General features: G+C 61.3%; 15 protein-coding genes and 1 pseudogene. 4 read left to right on the top strand and 12 right to left on the bottom strand.

The genetic code is table 11. The annotated features are described in order from the left end of the window. Positions 1-22: 22 nt before the first annotated feature. Positions 23-5,128: an NEL-type E3 ubiquitin ligase domain-containing protein gene (locus tag HX811_RS01580; RefSeq protein ID WP_177044480.1), complete on the top strand. Its 5,106-nt coding sequence runs from the start codon at positions 23-25 to the stop codon at positions 5,126-5,128. Between the two features lie 13 nt (positions 5,129-5,141). Here HX811_RS01580 and HX811_RS01575 read toward each other — a convergent pair whose 3' ends face one another. The 9 genes from HX811_RS01575 to HX811_RS01535 are packed head-to-tail and all read right to left on the bottom strand — an operon-like array spanning position 5,142 to position 12,823. Beyond that, positions 5,142-6,110, bottom strand: a complete 969-nt coding sequence (locus tag HX811_RS01575; protein ID WP_177044479.1) for a fimbrial protein — start codon at positions 6,108-6,110, stop codon at positions 5,142-5,144. Positions 6,111-6,146: 36 nt separating this feature from the next. Next, positions 6,147-6,680: a fimbrial protein gene (locus HX811_RS01570; RefSeq protein WP_177044477.1), complete on the bottom strand. Its 534-nt coding sequence runs from the start codon at positions 6,678-6,680 to the stop codon at positions 6,147-6,149. An 11-nt stretch (positions 6,681-6,691) separates the two neighbouring features. Continuing rightward, a complete protein-coding gene (locus tag HX811_RS01565) occupies positions 6,692-7,171 on the bottom strand; it encodes a fimbrial protein (protein ID WP_177044475.1) in 480 nt (159 codons plus the stop codon). A gap of 26 nt (positions 7,172-7,197) precedes the next feature. Beyond that, the gene (locus HX811_RS01560; protein WP_177044473.1) at positions 7,198-7,695 is read right to left on the bottom strand and encodes a fimbrial protein; all 498 of its coding nucleotides are present in this window, start codon (positions 7,693-7,695) and stop codon (positions 7,198-7,200) included. A 10-nt stretch (positions 7,696-7,705) separates the two neighbouring features. Further along, positions 7,706-8,290 (bottom strand): fimbrial protein, encoded by a 585-nt coding sequence (locus HX811_RS01555; protein ID WP_177044471.1) that lies wholly within the window; start codon positions 8,288-8,290, stop codon positions 7,706-7,708. Between the two features lie 21 nt (positions 8,291-8,311). Next, positions 8,312-9,064: a fimbria/pilus periplasmic chaperone gene (locus HX811_RS01550; protein ID WP_177044469.1), complete on the bottom strand. Its 753-nt coding sequence runs from the start codon at positions 9,062-9,064 to the stop codon at positions 8,312-8,314. Beyond that, complete coding sequence (locus HX811_RS01545) at positions 9,061-11,673, bottom strand: outer membrane usher protein (RefSeq protein WP_177044467.1); 2,613 nt, start codon at positions 11,671-11,673, stop codon at positions 9,061-9,063. The genes HX811_RS01550 and HX811_RS01545 overlap by 4 nt, the downstream gene beginning before the upstream one ends. A gap of 16 nt (positions 11,674-11,689) precedes the next feature. Further along, positions 11,690-12,250 carry a fimbrial protein gene (locus HX811_RS01540; RefSeq protein ID WP_177044465.1) on the bottom strand — a complete coding sequence of 187 codons (561 nt, stop codon included), beginning with the start codon at positions 12,248-12,250 and terminating at the stop codon, positions 11,690-11,692. A 51-nt stretch (positions 12,251-12,301) separates the two neighbouring features. After that, entirely contained in the window at positions 12,302-12,823 is a 522-nt protein-coding gene (locus tag HX811_RS01535) for a fimbrial protein (RefSeq protein ID WP_177044463.1), read from the bottom strand. A gap of 539 nt (positions 12,824-13,362) precedes the next feature. Between HX811_RS01535 and HX811_RS01530 the strand changes: the two genes are divergently transcribed. Continuing rightward, positions 13,363-13,911: a PadR family transcriptional regulator gene (locus HX811_RS01530; RefSeq protein ID WP_003216412.1), complete on the top strand. Its 549-nt coding sequence runs from the start codon at positions 13,363-13,365 to the stop codon at positions 13,909-13,911. Further along, the gene (locus tag HX811_RS01525; protein ID WP_177044461.1) at positions 13,908-14,675 is read left to right on the top strand and encodes a siderophore-interacting protein; all 768 of its coding nucleotides are present in this window, start codon (positions 13,908-13,910) and stop codon (positions 14,673-14,675) included. The genes HX811_RS01530 and HX811_RS01525 overlap by 4 nt, the downstream gene beginning before the upstream one ends. A gap of 1 nt (position 14,676) precedes the next feature. Here HX811_RS01525 and HX811_RS01520 read toward each other — a convergent pair whose 3' ends face one another. Then, a complete protein-coding gene (locus HX811_RS01520; RefSeq protein WP_177044459.1) occupies positions 14,677-15,303 on the bottom strand; it encodes a Pr6Pr family membrane protein in 627 nt (208 codons plus the stop codon). A 1-nt stretch (position 15,304) separates the two neighbouring features. Then, the gene (locus tag HX811_RS01515) at positions 15,305-15,541 is read right to left on the bottom strand and encodes a VF530 family DNA-binding protein (RefSeq protein ID WP_003216406.1); all 237 of its coding nucleotides are present in this window, start codon (positions 15,539-15,541) and stop codon (positions 15,305-15,307) included. Positions 15,542-16,630: 1,089 nt separating this feature from the next. On the opposite strand from HX811_RS01515, the gene HX811_RS01510 reads away from it, so the two are divergent. Then, positions 16,631-18,649 carry a TonB-dependent receptor gene (locus tag HX811_RS01510; RefSeq protein ID WP_177044458.1) on the top strand — a complete coding sequence of 673 codons (2,019 nt, stop codon included), beginning with the start codon at positions 16,631-16,633 and terminating at the stop codon, positions 18,647-18,649. A 142-nt stretch (positions 18,650-18,791) separates the two neighbouring features. On the opposite strand, the pseudogene HX811_RS01505 reads toward HX811_RS01510, so the two are convergent. After that, a pseudogene (locus HX811_RS01505) lies at positions 18,792-20,815 on the bottom strand (c-type cytochrome). Between the last annotated feature and the right edge of the window lie 184 nt (positions 20,816-20,999).

Below are 20,999 nucleotides of genomic sequence, written 5' to 3'. Positions count from 1 at the left end.
TTGAGCTCTACAGGTTGCCCCCATGGCCGACATACCCGACCAGTCCCTGCACCACGCGTTTATCGAAAACGCCCTGCCGCACTGGCTGAAAACCACCTCGCCCCATCGCCTGCACGCACTCAACGACATCGCTCGCCAAGGCATCCGCCACTATCCCCACGCCAGCGCCGAACAGCATCAGGCGCTCAAGCCCGCCATTGCCGAACACTGGCAGCAACAGACGGCGATGGAGCAGCGATTCCAGGCCTTGACCGACGTGTACGCCTTCGCCGAACCGCTGCTGAAAAATGCCTTGAAGCCCTATGGCGATATCGACGTCAAAACCACCTACCTGCGCCTGTATGCCAGCGCCACGGTTGCCTGGTGGGTGCATGACTTCACTCGCGGTGAGCAGAGCAAAACCCTGTCGCTGCTGGACGCCGCGCTGGCCAACTTCGCCGCCTCGGACACCTTCCTCGACTACGCCTTCCTGTCCGCCGAGGACCCACGCGGGCAGCGGGATACACTGACCTTGCGCCACACCACCACCGGCGCGGTATTGACCGCTGACCAGTTCAAGCACATCTGCCGTACCCTGGACCTGGGCGCCCGCTATCAGAAGAGCCTGCGCCAAGCCCTGGGGTTCTATGATGCGACGGTAACCCGGGCCGTGCGCCTGCAGATGATTGCCACCCAGAAGAAGGCCCTGGGTACGGCCGCGCACCTGGCCCTGATCAATCGGGACATCGACGCCGATGCCCATGGCGCCGTGCTCGACCTGATCGCCGGCCGCGTCGCACTGCTGGAGGGGCTGCCCCTTGAATGCCATACCCTGAGCCTGATGAGCACGGCATTGACCGGCATCCTGCTGCTATTTGTGCCGCAGCCCACCCGGCCGGTGGGCAAGGTGCTGGTGTATATCCCCGCAGACCCCGAACACCCCTTGAAGCAATACCCTTCGCCCGCGGCCTTCCTCAGTCATCTCACGGAAAAACTGCGGGACAAGCAGCGCTACCAGACCTTCTTCAGCCAGTTCATCGACCATGCCCGGCGCGGCGAATTCTTTGCCGGGCTCAATACGCGCTTGAGCCGTGTACGTTGGCATCAAACCCCACACACCGACCCGCGCCCCAGCTGGCGCGACACGCCGATCACCCAGCCCAATCTGCAATTCAGCCTGCTGGCTATCCGCGACGATCACGTCAATCGCTCAACGCTCGCCGCCGAAAATGACCTGTGGAATTACCAGTACCGCCTCAAGTTGAACAAGATCGTCAATGATGCCCTGGACATCGCCGTGCCCACCGCCACCGCCGACCGCCACGCGCGCTGGGCCTGGTGGGACAACCTGGAAAAAATCCTCGGGGATATCTTCAACGCCGCGCTACTGGTGCTGACGCCCTTCGTGCCGCTGCTGGGGGAAGCGATGCTCGCCTACAGCCTGTACCAGATCACCGACGAGGTGTTCGAGGGGATTGTCGATTGGGCTCAGGGGCGCGGTGCCGAGGCGGCGGAGCAAGTGGTCGCGGTGGCCGACAGCGTGATCCAGTTTGCCCTGTTCGGTGCTGCCAGCCAGTTGGGCCATGTCGCACGGCTCAAGCTCAGCCCCTTCGTCGAAGGTTTGCGCCCGGTAGTGCGGCCCGACGGCAGCAAGCGCCTGTGGCACCCGGATATCGCGCCCTATGCGGTGAAAAACCTCGACCAGCCGCCCATTGTCGACGGCCTGCACACCCATCAGGGCAAGCAGATCCTGGCGCTGCAAGGTGCTCACTTCGAAGTGCAGGCAGACGCGGAAACCGGCGACACGCGTATCGCTCACCCGGAGCGCGCCAACGCCTATCGACCCCAGGTGCGGTTCAACGGCAGTGGCGCCTTCGTGCATGAAGCCGAGCAGCCGCGCACCTGGGACAGCACCACCCTGATGCGCCGCCTGGGGCCGCGTACCGCGCCGTTTACCGATGATCAACTGCTACGGATGAAACGCATCAGCGGCACCGACGACGGCGTGTTGCGCAACCTGTATGTGCGTAATCAACCCACTCCGCCGCTGCTGGACGCTACCCTCAACCGCTACGAGGCTTACCAGGCTGCCACACAAACCGTGGACACTATCCGCAGCGGTGCACCGCTGCCTCTGGACCCGACATCGGCGTGGTTTGAACAGACCATCACCGAGCTGCCAGGATGGCCTGGGGACAAGGCACTTGAAGTATTCGTACGCTCCGATAAAACCGGCAACTCCCATAAATACGTCAACCCGGATGCTTCGCCGGCCAATACCCTGCAACTGAGTCTGGCCGAGGTGATGTCCGGTGAGCTGCCGGCACGGGCCCTGGCCTTTCTCGATGAGCCGTCAATCCGGCAACTGCTGGGCGGCGACGTACCGCCAGCGTTGCGCGTACAAACCTTGCGCGATCAACTGGCAGACTCGGTGGCGCGCCAGACCGGCGATATCGCCGACTACATCCACCAGGCCCGTCAGGTCAGCACCGATCCCCATGGACGTTCGTTGCGCGAGCGGGCCAGTTCTTTGGACAAGCACCTGGCGGATACCCTGCTGGCGGGCACCACCCCCGCCGAACGGCAAACCCTGGACCAGCACGTTCCGCTGCGCCTGCTCAACCAGGCCAGCGAACTGAGCTTCGCCCAGCACAGCGTCCAGGCCTACGCCGGGTTCTTCTCGCCCTGGCCAATCACCGAAGGTACCGAGCGCCTGGTGCTCAACGCCCTCAAGCACCACAGCGATGGCTTTGGCGACCTGCACGTGCAAATCCGTGATCGCCAGGTCAGCGGTGCGTTGCGCTGTGAAGCAGGGCCAACCGATGCGAGTCGACGCCGAGTACTGGTGCGCCAGAACCACGTGGGCTACGAACTGTTCGATCAGTTGGGCCAGCGCCTGCACGGGCCGGACACTCTGTATGAATGCCTGTTGCGCGCCCTGTCCGAAGCACAGCAACGTGAATTGGGTTACCGCCCCGGCCAGGGGGCCGGGCTCAAGCATTGGCTGATGGAAACCCTCGAATCTCTGGCCGAACGGCGCCGGGTGCTGGCCGAGCCACCGCTGCGCAGCACAGCTGATGTGCACACCACCACCCTGCTGGGCGGTCCGGTGCTCGGGCGGCTGCGCGATACCCGGGAACACCTGAGCCAGGCCCACGCACGTACGGTGCTGGAAAATCTGTTCCCGACCCTGGACGAAGCGCGTCTGGATCGATTTCTCAATGAGATTGGGCCAGGGCCCCAAAACCAGGTGCTCAATCGCCTGGTGGCACAGCGGTACGCTCTGCAAACCGAACTGGAACAGTGGAAGCGCCTGCCCAGCCCCTTCCCCAAGCACAGCGACATGGCCCGTGATGAAAAACGCCGTAAAAACATCATTGCCCAAAAACTCTATCGCTGCTGGGAAGACCGCCTGGCCGAACATCTCAACGACTGGGGCCAGCTTCAGAGCGGCGCAAGCCTCGACCTGAGCAACCTGGAACTGCCCGGCCGGCTGCCGACGCTGGGTGATGGCTTTGCCCACGTCACCCGCCTGAAACTGGCCGACTGCATGCTGAGCGACAGCCAATGGCCGTTTCTCCAGGCGTTCCCGTCGCTGCGGGCGCTGGATCTAAGCGCGAACCAGTTGACACGGCTGCCCGAAGCCATTGCCGACATGCGCCATCTGCGTGACCTCAACCTGGGGGAGAATCAGATCCAGTTGCTCAATGGCGACCTCGCCCGCCTGAAAAACCTGAAACAGCTGCGCAACCTGAACCTGTCCCGCAACCCGCTCACGCAAGCGCCGAACGTCGTTAAAATGCCGCACCTGCGCCGCTTGTTCGTAAACCGCACGCCCATCGAACAATGGCCTGCCGGGCTATTTGCCCACCCGCGCGAAGAAGGGTTCCTGCTCGAACTGAGCCAGACCCGCATCAACCATGTGCCGGTCTTCGCACCGGGCAGTGCCGAAGCCCGCACCATCGCCCACGCTCGTCTGGACCGCAATACGCTGCGCAACGATCAGCGCCTGCTGTACGAACAATACCGTGAGGCCGCCGGGCTGGACCCCAACCGCAGCTACGCCCCCCGTGGGGAAAGCGCCCATTGGCTGGAAGGGATAGGACAGCCCCTGCGCGAACGGCGCGAGCGGCTGTGGGATGAGGTGGAACGCGAGCATGGCTCCCAGGGTATGTTCGAGGTGATCAAGGCGCTGGAAACCCCACAGGCGTTCAATACCGCGCAGGATCGCGACGCTTACTGGAATGCCCAGGAAGATTTGCGCCAGCGGGTCTGGCGCTTGCTGGGAGCGGCCTACAACGATACGCCGTTGCGTGAAAAGCTGTTCAAAATGGCCAGCTTTCCAGGGTTGTGCGCCGATGGCAGCGCCCAGATTTTCAACGACATGGGCATCGAAGTAATGGCCAGTGAGGCGCAACGTTACTCCAACTCAAGCCTTGAATGCGAAGCCCGGCTGGTGACACTGGCCAGGGGCAGCGCACGCCTCAAGCAATTGAACCGCATTGTCGGCGAAGACATCGCGCACCGGCTCAAGCCCGTCGCCGAAGGTGGGCTCGGCCAACGCTTGCGCTCGCAGATGATAAATGGCGTTTCGGGCGAGGTCGATGACGTGGAGATCTACCTGGCCTACCAGACCCGGTTGGCCAACCGCCTGGACCTGCCCTGGCTATCGGAACACATGCTGTACCGCGACGTGGCCAGGGTCGAACCGGCGCAGATCGAGCAGGCCTACGCCACCGTGCTCGGGCTGGGGGAAGGCGACGGCCTTGTCAACCAGATGTTGCTGGAGCCGTACTGGGAGCAATACCTGCACGACCACCACCCAAACACGCTTGAGGCCAATGCCCGGCATTTCGACGAGCAATGCGCGCGTCTGGATGAACTGCAGGAAGCCCAGGCCACGCTGGCCCAGGCCAATGGCTTGCCCGCCGAGCAAAAGGAAGCGTTGCGGGTCTCGCTGATGGGCCTCGCCGACGCCCTGGCTGTGCCGCAGCCGCACGTGCTGACCGGGCAACCCATGACGGACGACCGCTACAACCTGTTGCTCAATGAGCTGGGTTACCGCGAAAAACAATGGATGCGCGAGCTGACCCACCAGGCCCTGGAACGCCACAACGAACAACGTAACCGCGTCACGCGCCAGGTCTGACCCTATGGGTGTGTCATGGCACACCCATTACCAGCACCCCGGTGCCGCTGATGGGCCCGGAGATGGGCACGGACCCTGCTCGCTTGACCAGGGAAAACGTCACCGTGTCGCTCCCGGTACTGTTGTTGATGCGGGTCCGATACGCACCATTTACCGGAACCGCAGCGCCCCCTCGGACCAGGGCGGTGCCCACATCCGGGTTGCTCATCCTCAGCAGGTTGGCGTTGAACGAGGACGGGGTGCCTTTGTAGGTAATGGTGATGTCCGTGTTGATCCCGCCATCCGGGCAGGCGTAGGTCAACGTCCGGTTGGTGCGGATGGACGAGGACAGTGGGTCGGTGCCGATTGCCAACTGGTTTACGTCGCCGAAATTGATCTCGATCGGGTTGTTGTTGTTGATTGTGCAGGTGGATGGGGAGATGCTGAAATTGTTGCTGGCCGTATAGACAAGAAAGAGCCTTGTACCGGTAGGGTTATAGTTGTTTGTCTGGCTTAGCTCCAGACTACCAAGCCTGTCCCCTGCTCGAACGTCGATAGGATTCAACGGCTCATTGCGGATCAAAATAAAGGGAGCCACATCAATCCAGACCCCCAGGTTTTCTCTGCTGGGCATGGTAGCCACGCGAACTCCATGCGGGATCGGCGTGTTATGAAAAGCCCCGAGTATTCGTAGTCCGCTGCGATAGCCCGTGAATTTCGGGCCCGGATTCCAAGGGCTCCCTCCCGGAATCCCCGTCGCCCAATAGTCCTCATGCCATTCCGGGCTACCGGGAAACCAGGTAAATTTGCACTCCAGCCTCACACCATCAAGGATGATACGGGTGACATCGGTGCTAAGTCTGACCTCTACGGGAACCGACAGAACCAGATTGTTGCGTATATTTTGCCACGCACCACCATTCACACGGCAGTCCGCAGCTTTCACGACCGTCGTCACGAGGCTCAAAGCAAGGAGTACAACGGCTCCAAATAGTCGTTTCATGTTGTTCTCTTTCGTCCCATGAATAACGCTTTAGCGTTACGGATAATCCAGCGTAAACGTCGAAGTCACACGGTAGCTGCCGTGCCCGATGGTCTTGTCGCGCAGGGCGTCCGGCTCGCCCTGTATATAGGCCTTGAGCTGGATGACGTTGTTACCGGGGACCAATTTCTGTTCGTCGCCGACCTTGTTCACCGGCACTGGCTTATCGCTCAGCGTCTCCAGGCCGAGCCCGATACCCGAGGCACCACTGCCACCGTCCAGGGCGAACAAGCCGGGCAACGCGCGGTTTTCCGCACCGTTGAACAGGATGGTCATCGAATCGCTGATGGTGGTATTGCAGTCATCCAGGTGCAGGGTGAAACGTTTGCCCACTGAGCGCGTGTTGATGTAGAGGTGCTTGCTGGTCAGGTCCCACAGTTCCAGGGTGATGGCTTCATCGCCCGGGCGGATGGTGCAGGCCTGTTCCACCAGGTTGCCCTTGAACCTCAGGTTGTCCACCCCATGCGCCGTGGCCGCCAGGCCGAAGGTCAGCAGCAGGGCCAGCCCCTTATGAATCATTGCGTGTCGCATACACTCGACTCCTACTGGTATTCAGCCAACAGCGTGGCCACCGCCGTGAACCCTTGGGCTGTCAGGACCGAACCCGGCCGTTTGACCGGTACCACTTCCAATGTCGGCGGTGCCGCCAGGCTGATGTCCAGCGGCGTGTTGAGGCGAAACGGTGCGTTGTTCTGGTACAGCCGAATGCCCAGGTCACGCGCAGTGGTTTGCAAGGCTGCGTTATCAAAGGTTGTCTCTGTGCCCTTGACGCTCAGCTTCAACAACCACGGCAGCGTCGAGGCGCTACAGCGGATGGTGTAGCCGACGGCCCTGCGGTATTTCACGCCATCGACGCGCTTGGTGCCGACATCCCCGAAATCGACTTCAATCGTGCTGCCCGAATCAATCGTGCAGGGCGGCGGCTCGTTCAGCGTTCCGTTGAACGTCAGGTTGGCCGACGCAGCACTGCAAAAGCCGATGGAACACAAGGCGAGCAACGCTCGCTGCGGCCAACTTGTCATTGATCGTTCCTCTTTATTTGGGCTCGTCATTGGTACTCGATCACCAGGGTGGCGGCGGTCGCAAAGGCCCCTCCGGTCAACGTGCTGCCCGCGCGTTTGACCGGCACCGCCTGCACGGCCGGAAAGGTCGGATGGGTGAACCTCAACGGCGTGTTCAGCGGCCAGTCCGCCCCATTGGCGAAGAGTTTTATCCCCAGGTCGGTCTTGGGGGTCGAGAGCACTTTGTTATCAAACCCGGCCGCCGTGCCCTTGAGCTCCAGGGTCATCGCGTTGCTGTAAACGGGGGGACTGCAGGTGACGGTATACGGCACGTCCCGTCGATAATTCACGCCATCGATCCGCGACGTCAGCAGGTCATTGCCGAACGGCACATTCAGCGTGCCGCCGCCGTTAATCACACATGGTGGAGGTGCAATGATGGTCGCGCGGATCGTCAGGTTGGTATCGGCCTGCACGCCCTGGCTGACCGCCCACAGCAGTCCCGCACCGATAAAAATGGCCCACGGGCCGGTTAACCTGGTCATTGTTCTGCCCTTAGTCATAATTGAGCCTGAAATCCACCACGGCCCGGAATGCACCGCTGGTCAGGGGTGCCGGGGTGCGCGTGGGCTGGACATTCCAGGTCTGGGTGTTGCGGCCCAAGGGCAAGAACAACGGCTCTCCCCTTGAACCCAGCTGAACATCGCGCCCCTCGGAATCGGTCAGGCGCAGGCCCATCCCGGTGATGCCTTGCACCTTGACCAGCCGTGGGTCATCAGCATCGGCGGGGGCGAGAAATGCCACCGACAGCACCGGCTGATGAGCGCTCCAGGTCAGGTTCCCCGTACGCTCACTGGCGATGCGGCCGGCGGAACGCCGACAATCCTCGAACAGCAGTTGAAAGGCCACGGAGGTCGCCTGGTCACCCGGTCGTTGCAACTGGCTGGCCGACACCGGACCCAGGTCAATCGTCTGGTGCAGGGATGCCATCTCCAAACTGCAGGGGGTTTCATGCATGGACCCGAGAATGTTGAGCATCCCGACAAGGCCCTCCACATCCTCGTCATCCGCGGCGTGCGCCGGACCCATCAAGGCCATCAGCAACAGACCGCCCAACACCTTCACTGTGTGCAACTTCATGACGTTCTCCGGCAGCAGGCACTACTGATTGGCCACAGACAGTTGCGTGTTCACCTTGCACGTCTCGCCACTGCAGGTGAACGCCAGCAGCGGACGGCCACCGTAATCATTCACGTAGGACAAATAGGGGGTGGTGCCGAGCTCCCTGGCAGTCGGCCCCAGGGCCTGCGTGCCTTTGGGCGGGACCATCACCGGCTCGAAGCCCGGTATGGTCTTGCCGTCCTTGCTGCTGCGCGCATCCACCAGGGTCACGTAGTAAGGCGTGGGGTTATTCACCTGGTAGTGATCGCCTTGCCGGGTAAGGGTCAGCTTTTCCTGCCATGGGTTGGACAGGTCCTGCTGGGTGGGGGTAATTGCCTGCGGCCGGTAAAACAATTTGATCCGGGTTTGCAGGGCGATTTGCAGGGTGTTGGGCTTGTCGCTGCGCGGCGGGATTTCCCGCAGGTTGAAGTAGTAGACCGTTTCCCGATCCTGGGGCAGCGATTTGGCGGCCGGCAACGCCTGGACTTTCACCTGGCTTTGCTTGCCGGGCTCCAGGCGTTGGACCGGTGGCAGCACGATCAACGGCGAGGTGATCTTGTTGCCCTCTTCATCCTCGATCCAGCCCTGGGCCAGGTACGGCAACTGGGGGTTGTTGTTGGTGATGTTGACGCTGGTTGCGTCTTTGCCACCGTCGAAAATCACGCGGGTACGGTCCAGGCCGACAGCGGCGTTGGCGCTCTGGCTCAAGACCGCCAGCAGCAGTGCGTAGGTAAAACGTATGTGGTGTTTCATGAGGATGGGTTCTCCATAGTGTTTCGCTGGCCGGTCAGGCTGGCTGGCTCGGGTGAGGCTTGATCGACGGCTACCCTCTGGCAGCGCAGTTGCAGGGCATCGGTGAACGCATCCGTTGGCAACTCGACAGGCAGCGTCAGGACGCAACGCTCGGTGCCGCCCCAGCTGACGATCATCTGCTCGCCGGCCTGAATGCCGCTCAGGTAGACATCCCCGCCGTCATTCACCACCCCTGTGTCCTGCTGCTTGCGGTTCTTCACCGTGGCGCCGAAGGGCGGTGCGCTGCCATCCGGCAGGCGAAGAACCGCCATGGCCTTCTGGCCGGAAATCACTTCCAGGGATCGGTAGCCAATGGCCCCCTCGGTGAGGGTCAGTTGCGTCACGGACTGAGTGGCCTCGACATCGCTGGGCAATTTCTCCAGGTCAACACTGGCCGCCGTACGCTGGTAGCTGGTGATATCGGAGATGACCGCCTTGCCGAACGCGTTGCTGCGGGTCGGCGTGCCGTAACCCCGCACAGGCACATCGGGCACTCCGGCGGTATCGACCATCAGCCGGGTTCCGCCGGTACTGGTGGTTCGATGCAGTGCCCCGCCGTAAGGCGTGAGCGTGCCGCCGCCACGCACGGATGCGCTGAGGGTGCGGTTGTTGCCTTGTTGCGTCGTGGCGCTGAGGTCGATGTCGGCCTGGTCACCAATATGGCTCAGGTAGCCGCTGGCCGAGGTGTCGCTGGCACTGACCTGGTAGCTGTTACGTTCATCCAGGCGATCGGCGTAGCGTGTGGTAAAGCTGTTTTTGCCGCCGGCCCTGTTGGCATCCATCGACAGAGTGCCGGTGGGTCCCAATGGCAGGCTGACCGTCAGCGCTGCTCCGTTGTCCTTATATTGGTATTCATGGGTGCGATATAAATTCAGCGACAGGCTCATGTTCCTGACAGAGCCCACGTTGAAGTAACGAGACGCCGACAGGTTCCAGCGCTGGGTGTCCGGCCGGTTCCAATAGGTTTGTTTGTTGTAGCTGGCATACACCGTGGTGTTCAGATCGCGGAACTGTTTGTTCACCGTGACCGTATACAGCGCCTTGTTACCGCCAATGGGTTGCCAGTGTTCAATAAAGTTACCGTCTTCATCGAATACACCGCGTCCGCCCAGCTCACCGTTCAACCCGTAGTGCCGAGCATCCAGGTATTGGCTCATGCTCAAGTAGTTCTTCTCGGAGAACCGGTAACCGGCGAAGGTGACCTGGCTGTCGTACTCTTCAAAGTTCTTGGAATATTGAAGGCGGTAGGATTTACCCGAGAGTGTCTGGTTCCACAGGCTGGCACGGGACTGGGTGACATCCAGGGAAATGGCGCCGAACGACAGCAAATCCCGACCCGCGCCCACCGACAGCGCACGGTAGTTGTTATCCGTTATCGCACCGCCCAAAAGCGACCAACCATTGCTGATCCCCCAGGAAAACTCGCCGGTGCCGAAAAAGTCACCGTGGGAGTGGTACTGCAGGTTGGACGGCCGCCCGGCAGACAGCTTGTAACGAACCTGCCCGGGACGCGTCAGGTAGGGAACGCCCGCCGTATCGAGCTGGAATTTCTGCACCGAACCGTCCTGCTCTTCGACCCGCACATCCAGCTTGCCGGACACGGCGTCGTTAAGGTCCTGGATCCGAAAAGGGCCTGCCGCCACCAGCGTTTCATAGAGCACACGCCCTTGCTGGCTGATGACAACCTTTGCATTGGTCTTGGCCACCCCGACCACTTCCGGTGCATAGCCCCGCAGGTTGGGCGGCAGCTGGCTTTCGTCTGACTTGAGCCCGGCACCGGTAAAGCGGAAGCTGTCGAACAGGTCCGAATACAGGTAGTCCTCGCCCAGCACCAGGCGTGCCTTCAGCGCTGGAATGGCGCGATACGCGTAATAGCGGCTCCATTCCAGTTTTTGCCGGCGGGCCTGCGCCTCGCGGTCTTTCTCGACACGCCCTTGCCAATCCGCCCGCAGGCGCCAGGCCCCGGCATTGGCCCCGAGTGTGCCGTTACCGCTGAGGTCATTGCGCGTACCGTCACCTTTGCGGTAGCTGGACTGCGCCGTCATGTTGTAGTCAACCAGCAACCCCGGCACCCCCTCGTCCCAACGTGACGGCGGGTCCCAGTTGATGGCGCTGTATTCCAGGTAGGCCTGGGGAAGGTTGATGTCCAGGGTGGACGTGCCCAGGTCGGCACTGACCTCCATGCCGGGCAAGCCCGTGACATCCAGGCACTGCCCGCCTTTCCACCACTTCAGCTGGTCGGCACCGGATGCCTTGAGGCCCAGTTGCCCAACAAGCTCGCGCGATAAACAAGGCACACTGCCTTTGGGATCATCATCGGGGTGAAAGAACGCCACCGATTGTTCAGATATGGGTTGGGTATTGAGCTGGACCACCATCGAGTAGGTGCCAGGCAAGATAAACCCACTGCGTGCAAACTGAGACAGGTCAATATTGGAGCGATCAATCAGATCAAGAACGTCGGTATTAAACTCAATATCCCCGGCGCCCATTGCAGTTCCAGCCAGCGATATCAACCCGCCAAAGAGGCCGGGGCGCAGCGTATTCATGACTTTCGACGTATTCAACATACACGCAACTCAATCTTCAGAAGTATTCCAACTTGAACCGCACCGCCGCGCGGTGAGCCCCTGCCAACAGCGGCACTCCGTTGCCCACCAGGCGGAGCCTGTAATGAAGTGTCATGTCGCCATCAACCAACGGCAGCAACGCCATTGGCACTCCCGGCACGCTTACCTGGCCAGCCGCGTCCTCAATATGGAAAGCAACCCCCTGTGAGGCACCAAAGGCTGCAAAGGAGCGCCCGCCCATATCGCTGGGCCCGTCGAACGTCACGCGAAGGTGCTCCCAGTCCGGCAGCGTTTCGCCGGGGCGCAACGGGTCGGGTCGGGTCACGGTGCAATTGACCAGCCGCAGCTGGAACGGCTGCATTTGCCCCGCGCCCTCTCGCAACAGGCGGCCTATGGGTTCGGGAGGCATTTCGATGGTCTGATCGGCAGTGACCGCTTCCAGCCCGCAGGCCGAGTCAATGATCTCGCCTCCCAGCGTGACGAGCCCATCGCCTTGCACACGTGCCTGCGCGGCATCACAAGGGCTGATGAACAGGGTCAATGAAGAGGCAATAGCGAGACTTATGAATGTTTTCACCTTGATCTCCCGCCAGTTTTCCCCCGCCACCAGTGGTGGCGGGGGAAACACTTACTGATAAGCCAAGGTGAAGTTGGTGACCGCGCTGAAATCACCAGGAACGATGTCGCCTGTCGCCTGGCCTTGTACGTAGGCGCCGAACTGCAGGGTGTTATTACCGGCAACAATGGCCTGCGGAGTGGTTGGCACGCCCAGCTCAATCGCTTTGCCGCCGTGGGTCATCATGATGCCGATGCCGCCCGCGCTGCCGACCGTGCCGATGCCGCCAGGCACAACGCTGGACGGTGCACCGGTGAAGGTAGTGGTCACGGTGTTGTCGGTGAGGCCAGACAGGTCGCAACCTTCAAGTTCGATACTCACGGGGCGGGCGGTGGACTTGCCGCCGGATTGCAACTGATGCTTTGCAATAGCGCCAAGTGCAACTGACTGATCCACAGACTCAGGCTTGATAGAGCAAGCACCCGAATGGACCGAACCGGTAAATGTAATCGTCCCGTCCGCCGCATTAGCAACAGAGATCGAACCCGCCAACAGGCCGACAGTCAACAGCGCAGCTTTTACTTTAGTCTTCATTTGCAGATGCTCATATGTATTAAAAATCAAAACGAAATCCTGGCTTAGTTGTGCACAGGACTTATTAACCAAGCGCCGGAACAGTTTCCTGAAGCAGTGGAAATCGAAGAATTTCCAACTACTTGTATTGCAATTCAGGAGTTCGTTCGAGGCCGGGCAATTATCCATTTCGATTTTGAATATGAAAGCCGGTCGATTCGCTTATTCACGTAGCCTTGTCACACCAAGACACATAGGAAAATTATGGCACCTTGCCAAAACTTTTGAATCAGCCGTAAGAAACGGACTACATCAACTTAACGAGAATGATTTAGTGCAGAACAAGTCCGTAAGAATAGGATTACATATTATAAAAAACAACAGTAATTACTGGGGCACGCCAACTAACAAGTTGGCGAATATGTCGAAAGGGTCAGTGCGCTGATCGGCCCGTTTCGAGTCCCGTCTCACAAGACGCGAGATGACCGTTCGTCTGCCGGGGTTGCGGCGGCAATAAGATATATCTTACGTTGTATCTAAACCAAACGAGAGCACCCGAAATGAGAGACCATCATTCACACCGCGACCCCGGTGACAGCCGCGACGGCTTCGACAAACGCCCAGGCCGCGAGCGCGGCGGCCGTGGCCCACGGGTCTTCGCCCCCGGCGACCTGAAACTGCTGCTGCCGGCGCTGATCGCCGAACAGCCGTGCCATGGCTACGACCTGATTCGCCGGATCGAGACCCTGTTCGACGGCGCCTACAGCCCCAGCCCCGGCGTGATCTACCCCACGCTGACCTTTCTCGAAGAAAGCGAATTGATTACCGGCGACGCCGAAGACGGAAAAAAACGCTACACAATCACCGACGCCGGTCGTCTCTTCTTAAGCGAACAGGCGGTTGCCCTCGAAGGCATTCGAATGCGCATGGATGTGAGCAAACGTTCGCTGCGGGGCCAGGACCGTCCGCCGGAAATCCACGAGGCGGTGCACAACCTGCGCCACGCCTTGCATTCGCACCACGGGCGCTGGAGCCCGGAAGAAATCGTTCGTGTCGCGGCGCTGCTCAACAGCACCGCCCAAGCCATTGCCGACGGGAAAGCTCAATGAATACCCAAGCCATCCACCGCGTGACCCACGAAATCAAACGCCGCCGCCTCGAAGTCCTGCGGGTGGTCGACATCACCCCGCGCATGCGCCGCATCACCCTGGGCGGGCCGGAACTGGCGGGCTTTATCAGCCTGGGCAGTGACGATCACATCAAGCTGCTGTTCCCACAGAACGCCGCCGAACAAGCGGCGCTGGACAGCCCCGACTTCAACTTGCGCGGCGACGGCCCGCAACCCGCCATGCGCGACTACACCCCACGCCGGTACGACCTGGCCATTGGCGAACTGGACATCGACTTCGTGCTGCATGGCGATGGCCCTGCCTCCACCTGGGCCGAGCAGGCCAAGGTCGGCCAGCAGCTGCATATCGGTGGGCCGCGTGGCTCGATGATCGTGCCGGATATCTTCGACAGCTACCTGTTGATCGGCGATGAAACCGCGATTCCGGCGATTGCCCGGCGCCTGGACGAATTGCCGGCGGGGCGCAAGGTATTGGCGGTGATCGAGATCGCCAATGCGGCGGAACAGCAGCCGCTGGCCAGCGCTGCCGAAGTGGAAGTGATCTGGGTGGTGCGCGGCCAGGATGACCTGCTCGAGACGGTGCAGAACCTGACGCTGCCGGGCGGTTCGCTGTACAGCTTTGTCGCCACCGAAACCAAGCTCTCGCGCCAACTGCGACGGGTGTTGCTGGACACGCACCAGGTCAATGAGGCGTTCCTCAAGGCCGTGGGTTACTGGCGCGCGGAAGACAGCGAAGAAGCGTGAATCAAGTGCGGGGCTTGATGATTTTATCCAGCCCCACCACCCCCAGAGCAATCAGCACAAACCCCACCAGAATCCCCCCGGCATTGATGAACACCTGTGGATAACCCAGGGTGTCCACGTTAATGAACGGGTACTGATACAGCCCCCACACATACCCGCGCAACAACGCATAGGCGAAGTACACCACCGGGTAAATCACCCACAGCCCGATGTGTTTGAGGCGCAGGCTGCCCTTGGGCACGCACCACCACCAATACGCGACAAATACCAACGGCATCACATCGTGCAGCAGCTCGTCCGCCACAAATTGCACCCCCGCAGGCTGCCACATGTGGCGCAACAACAGGCTGTAGGCGAGGCTGACCACGACAATGCTCACGGCAATCCCGCTGCTGACCACGGGGCCAAGGAAGAACCGCCTCGCCGCGGTCGGCCGTTGCACCCACGCATGGGTCAACACCACCGCCACCAGGGTGTTGGTGAGCACGGTGAAGAAGCTGAAGAAATTCACCAGGCCCGGCAACAGGCTGGCGCCATCGACCCAGCGGAAGTAGAAAATGATGTACTGCTGCAGCGCCAGGCCGGCCCAACCGCCGAGGGCTGCGAGGCCGATAAGGTGACGTTTCACCTCAATCCTCGACCGGTCGCTTGGTGCGCATCAACTTCACGTACAAACCTTCGACCTTCTCCCGCGCCCACGGGGTCTTGCGCAGGAACGACAGACTCGACTTGATGCTCGGGTCACTGGAAAAACAGCGGATATTGATGCGCTCGGCCAGGCCTTCCCATTGGTAATGCGCCACCAGCGCGGTGAGGACCTGTTCCAGGGTGACGCCGTGCAGTGGGTCTTTGTTTGTCGCGGTCATGCCGGGCCTTTTGCGAAAAGAAGAAAACGAAGCCGCGCACCTTAGCGGACGGGCCGTGCGGGTGGAAGCGCTGCCTTCACTATAGGCCACTGTTCGATCGTTCCCACGCTCTGCGTGGGAATGCCGAACTGGACGCTCTGCGTCCCGCGGTCGACGCAAATTTTGACCCTGCGCAATGGTGACGCAGAGCGTCACGGGATGCATTTCCACGCAGAGCGTGGGAACGATCAGCGTGGGAGTGATCGAACGGGTTTTGGGAAAGTTCCCCTTGTTCGATCGTTCCCACGCTCTGCGTGGGAATGCCGAATTGGACGCTCTGCGTCCCGCGGTCGACGCAAATTTTAACCCTGCGCAATGGTGACGCAGAGCGTCAAGGATGCATTTCCACGCAGAGCGTGGGAACAATCAGCGTGGGAGAGATCGAGCAGGGTTTGAGAAAGCTCCCCTTGTTCGATCATTCCCACGCTCTGCGTGGGAATGCCGAACTGGACGCTCTGCGTCCCGCGGTCGACGCAAATTTTGACCCTGCGCAATGGTGACGCAGAGCGTCACAGGATGCATTTCCACGCAGAGCGTGGGAACGATCAACGTGGGAGTGATCGAACGGGTTTTGGGAAAGTTCCCCTTGTTCGATCGTTCCCACGCTCTGCATGGGAATGCCGAATTGGACGCTCTGCGTCCCGCGGTCGACGCAAATTTTAACCCTGCGCAATGGTGACGCAGAGCGTCAAGGATGCATTTCCACGCAGAGCGTGGGAACAATCAGCGTGGGAGAGATCGAGCAGGGTTTGAGAAAGTTCCCACTGTTCGATCGTTCCCACGCTCTGCGTGGGAATGCCGAACTGGACGCTCTGCGTCCCGCGGTCGACGCAAATTTTGACCCTGCGCAATGGTGACGCAGAGCGTCACAGGATGCATTTCCACGCAGAGCGTGGGAACGATCAACGTGGGAATGATCGAGCGGGGTTTGGGAAAGTTCCCCTTGGCAGAGAAAAAAGTGATGTTATATTGTAACGATAACTATCAAGGGGTATCGAATCCCTTACCGTTTTCAGCCTTCTCTTTTTGCCGTTTGCCAAGGAACGACCGATGTCCCTCTCTTCTCTCTGGCGCCTCACCCCGCTGGCCGCCGCCCTGTTGATCACCTCCCAGGCCAACGCCCTGGAACTGCAACCCCAAATCATCACCGGCAACCCGCTGGGCAGCGAAACCCTCGCCTCGCCCACCACCGTGCTGGAAGGCGATGACCTGACCCTGCAACAAAAAGGCAGCCTGGGTGAAACCCTGAACAAGCAGCCCGGTGTGTCTTCGTCGTACTTCGGCCCGGGGGCCAGCCGGCCGATCATTCGTGGCCAGGATGGCGACCGTATTCGCCTCCTGCGCAACGGCGTGGGCGCGCTGGATGCCTCGTCGTTGTCCTATGACCACGCGGTGCCGCTGGACCCGGTCAACGTCGACCGCATCGAAATCGTGCGCGGCCCGGCCGCCCTGCTCTATGGCGGCAGCGCCATCGGCGGCGTGGTCAATACCTTCGACAACCGCATCCCCACCGAAGCCATCGAAGGCATTCACGGTGCCGGTGAATTGCGCTACGGCGGCGCCGACACCACCCGCAGCAGCGCCGGCAAACTGGAAGCCGGCAACGGCACTTTCGCCTTGCACCTGGACGCCAGCGCGCGGGAATTCAACGACCTGAAAATCCCCGGCTTTGCCCGCAGCCGCCATGCACCGCCAAGCGACGACGGTGAAGGCAAGAACGGTCGCCTCGGCAACAGCGACGGACGCCAGGACGGTGGTGCAGTCGGCGGTTCCTACACCTGGGACGACGGTTACGCCGGGCTGTCCTACAGCAACTACGACAGCAACTACGGCTCCCCGGCCGAGCAGGACGTGCGCATCCGCATGAAGCAGGATCACTACGCCTTTGCGTCCGAAATCCGAAACCTGCAAGGCCCGTTCACCTCGGTCAAACTCGACGCTGGCTATACCGACTACAAACACATGGAAATCGAAGGCGGCGAGACCGGCACCACCTTCAAGAACAAGGGCTACGAAGCCCGGGTGGAAGCGCGACACTTGCCGATCGGGCCGTTCAACGGCGTGGTGGGTGCCCAAGTCAGTCGCAATGAATTCTCGGCCCTGGGTGAAGAAGCCTTCGTGCCGCAGACCGATACCAACGCCGGCGCGCTGTTTATCCTCGAAGAAATGCAGGCCACCGAGCGCCTCAAGCTGAGCCTCGGCGGGCGCCTGGAACACACCAACGTCGACCCGGACGGCAAAGGCAACGCACGCTTCGCCAATGCCGACAAATCCGCCGACTTCACCGCCGGCAGCCTGTCGTCCGGCGCGGTGTACACCCTCACGCCGATCTGGTCCCTGGCCGCCACCCTCGGCTACACCGAACGTGCCCCGACCTTCTACGAGCTGTATGCCAACGGCGCTCACGTCGCCACCGGCACCTACGAACTGGGCGACGCCAACCTGTCGAAAGAAAAAGCCGTGTCCAGCGACCTGGCACTGCGCTTCGACAACGGCACCCACAAGGGCAGCTTCGGGGTGTTCTACAGCCACTTCTCCAACTACATCGGCCTGCTGGGCAGCGGTCGCACCTTGAATGACGAAGGCGAGGAAGACGCCGGCGGCATCCCTGAGTACAAATATTCCGGTGTGCGTGCGCGTTTCGCAGGCTTTGAAGCCCAGGATCACATCAAGCTGGGGGAAGGTGCCTACGGCAAGTTCGCGCTGGAACTGTCGGGCGACTACACCCGTGCAACCAACCTGGACACGGGTGAAGCCTTGCCACGGATTGCGCCGTTGCGTTTGAACAGCGGTTTGTTGTGGGAACTGGACCGCTGGCAGGCGCGGATTGACGTTGAACACGCGGCGGGCCAGGGCCGGGTGCCGGATAACGAAAGCGGCACCGACGGCTACACCACCTTGGGCGCCAGCGCCGGCTACCGCTTCAATGTCGGCGGCAGCCAGTGGCTGGCGTTCGTCAACGGCGAGAACCTGACGAACCAGACCGTGCGCTACGCCAGCTCGATCCTGCGGGACATCGCCCCGGCGCCGGGTCGAAGTGTGCAGGTCGGACTGCGTACCACCTTCTAACTGACGGCACTCGGTTAAAACTGTGGGAGCGGGCTTGCTCGCGAAAGCGCAGTGTCAGTCAATACATGTGTGACTGACCCACCGTCTTCGCGAGCAAGCCCGCTCCCACATTGACTGTGCCCACTTCGAACAGGTTGTGAGGTTAGTACCGCGCATCCACCGGCTTACCCCCCTTCGGCCAGTCCTTCACCTTGTCCGGGAAATCCGGACGAGGTTGTTGGGAGAAGTACGCTGCCACATCCACCGCCTCCTGATCCGACAACCCGCCCTGCCCCAACGGGAATTTCTCGTGGAAACCGATCGGCATGTTGCGTTTGACGAACGCCGCCGCCGTGTACAGCCGCGCCATCCCCGCCCCGATATTGAACGACTGCTCGCCCCACAACGGCGGGTACACCAACTCGCCATCCGCCCGCGTCAACCCTTGGCCATTGTCGCCATGGCACACCGCGCATTGCCGGGCGTACACCTGCCTGCCATTCTGCATATCCGGCTTGATCGCCGGGTCGACCTTGCCACCCCGCGCCCGGCGACCTTGTCTTCGGGCCTGGTGTTGTTTTTCATCCAGTCGAAGTACGCCACCATCGCCTGCATCTCCGCCGATTCCGCTGGCAACGGCTTGCCATTCATCGAGCGACGGAAGCAGCCGTTGATCCGCTCTTCCAGGCTCACCACCTTGCCCGCACGCGGCGCATAGCTCGGGAAAAATGCCGAGACGCCCACAAACGGCGAACCATCCGCCACGGTGCCGGCGTTGAGATGGCAGCTGGTGCAGTTCAGCGAGTTGCCCACGTTATTGGGCAGCAGTTCCTTGGTCTGCAGGTGCAGGCGCATGCCGCGTACCACCTGATCGGCATTCGGCGCCGCCAACAATTCGGCCAGGCGTGGGGTTTCAAACGCTGACGAATCGGTGGTGACCGGGTTGAGCTGGCCGCGCATTTTCTTCACTTGGGCAGCCGTGACAGGCGTGCCTTCGTTGCCCCAACTGCTGCGCACGAAACTGAGGATTTCAGCGATTTCCTGATTCGCCAACCGCGCAAACCCAGGCATGGTGTAGACCCGTGGATGGGCTGCGGTCTCGGCGGTTTCCCAACCGGTGAGGGTGATGTGCAGCAGTGACGTCGGGTTGTTCGAGGCAACGCTCGGGTTGCCGGCCAACGGCGGGAACAGCCCTTTCACCCCGCCGCCATCGCTGCGGTGGCAGTCACTGCAAAACTGCATGTAACCCAGGCCACCACGGCTGGTGAACAAGTCCTTGGGCGGTGCGGCGGGTTCGTGGGCCACGGCGGGCATCGGCAGGTCGTCCTTGCCCGGCGGCAGGGATTTGAGATACGTCGCGATGGCGGTCAAATCGGCATCGGTGAAGTGTTGGGTACTGTGATGAACCACATCCGCCATATTGCCCGAGACCGTGGCAAAGCGGTTCTGCCCGGTCTTGAGCAATTGCACGGTGTCGTCCACCGTCCACAGGTTGCGCAGGCTCAAGGCGCGCCAGTGCTCGACAGTCTCCCCGGCCAGGTAATGCCGGCCACTGCGGCCCGCGTCGCTCATGGCTTTTTCCTGGAAGGCGATGCCGCGCGGGGTGTGGCACGAGCCGCAGTGGCCCAGGCCCTGGACGAGGTAGGCGCCACGGTTAAGCACGTCATCCTTCGCCGGGTCCGGCACGAATGGTTGCTTGTCGAGAAACGCCAAATTCCACAACGCCAGGCCCCAGCGCTGGTTGAACGGGAAGCCCATCTCCGCTCCCAGATTGGGTTTGTTCACCGCTTCCACGCCCTGCATCAGGTAGGCGAACAGGGCGCGCATGTCGCCTTCGCTCATCTTCGCGTAGGACGGGTAAGGCATCGCCGGGTACAGGTTCTGCCCGGCCGGCGTTACGCCTTCACGCATCACCCGGTCGAACTGCTCGAAGGTGTACTGGCCGATGCCGGTGTCACGGTCCGGGGTGATGTTGTTCGAATAGATCGTGCCCATCGGCGTGCCCAGTTCCAGCCCGCCGGCCATCTGCGCGCCTTGCCTGGCGGTGTGGCAGGCGATGCAGTCGCCCAGTTGGGCAACGTATTTGCCCTGTTCGATCAGCGTGGGGTCGGCTTCGTTGGCGTGCAGGGGAAGGGACAGGCACAGCACCACCCCCACAAGGCCCAGACGTGACAGGGGAAACATCATCGCACTATTCCTTTAATAACCCGGCCTGGGGCGGTCCCCTCGGCGCAGGTCTGCAATCGTTTTTATTGGGTCATCAGGCAGATAACCGGGGCATGGCCAGCCCCAGCTTCGTTGTAGCGGATTTTTTGCGCGCGGCCCTTGATGTGGATCAGGCGGCATGTTCTACAGTGGAACTGAAATTGAC

The sequence above is a fragment of the Pseudomonas sp. F8002 genome (assembly GCF_013385495.1).
Taxonomy (GTDB): Bacteria; Pseudomonadota; Gammaproteobacteria; order Pseudomonadales; family Pseudomonadaceae; genus Aquipseudomonas.
Note: the sequence above shows the minus strand (reverse complement) of the source record. Positions and strands in the feature narration are given on the sequence as shown.

Excerpts from the sequence above, each read along its gene's own strand:
- HX811_RS01580 (WP_177044480.1), top strand. The coding sequence starts at position 23 with ATGGCCGACATACCCGACCAGTCCCTGCACCACGCGTTTATCGAAAAC.
- HX811_RS01575 (WP_177044479.1), bottom strand. The coding sequence starts at position 6,110 with ATGAAACGACTATTTGGAGCCGTTGTACTCCTTGCTTTGAGCCTCGTG.
- HX811_RS01570 (WP_177044477.1), bottom strand. The coding sequence starts at position 6,680 with ATGCGACACGCAATGATTCATAAGGGGCTGGCCCTGCTGCTGACCTTC.
- HX811_RS01565 (WP_177044475.1), bottom strand. The coding sequence starts at position 7,171 with ATGACAAGTTGGCCGCAGCGAGCGTTGCTCGCCTTGTGTTCCATCGGC.
- HX811_RS01560 (WP_177044473.1), bottom strand. The coding sequence starts at position 7,695 with ATGACCAGGTTAACCGGCCCGTGGGCCATTTTTATCGGTGCGGGACTG.
- HX811_RS01555 (WP_177044471.1), bottom strand. The coding sequence starts at position 8,290 with ATGAAGTTGCACACAGTGAAGGTGTTGGGCGGTCTGTTGCTGATGGCC.
- HX811_RS01550 (WP_177044469.1), bottom strand. The coding sequence starts at position 9,064 with ATGAAACACCACATACGTTTTACCTACGCACTGCTGCTGGCGGTCTTG.
- HX811_RS01545 (WP_177044467.1), bottom strand. The coding sequence starts at position 11,673 with ATGTTGAATACGTCGAAAGTCATGAATACGCTGCGCCCCGGCCTCTTT.
- HX811_RS01535 (WP_177044463.1), bottom strand. The coding sequence starts at position 12,823 with ATGAAGACTAAAGTAAAAGCTGCGCTGTTGACTGTCGGCCTGTTGGCG.
- HX811_RS01530 (WP_003216412.1), top strand. The coding sequence starts at position 13,363 with ATGAGAGACCATCATTCACACCGCGACCCCGGTGACAGCCGCGACGGC.
- HX811_RS01525 (WP_177044461.1), top strand. The coding sequence starts at position 13,908 with ATGAATACCCAAGCCATCCACCGCGTGACCCACGAAATCAAACGCCGC.
- HX811_RS01515 (WP_003216406.1), bottom strand. The coding sequence starts at position 15,541 with ATGACCGCGACAAACAAAGACCCACTGCACGGCGTCACCCTGGAACAG.
- HX811_RS01510 (WP_177044458.1), top strand. The coding sequence starts at position 16,631 with ATGTCCCTCTCTTCTCTCTGGCGCCTCACCCCGCTGGCCGCCGCCCTG.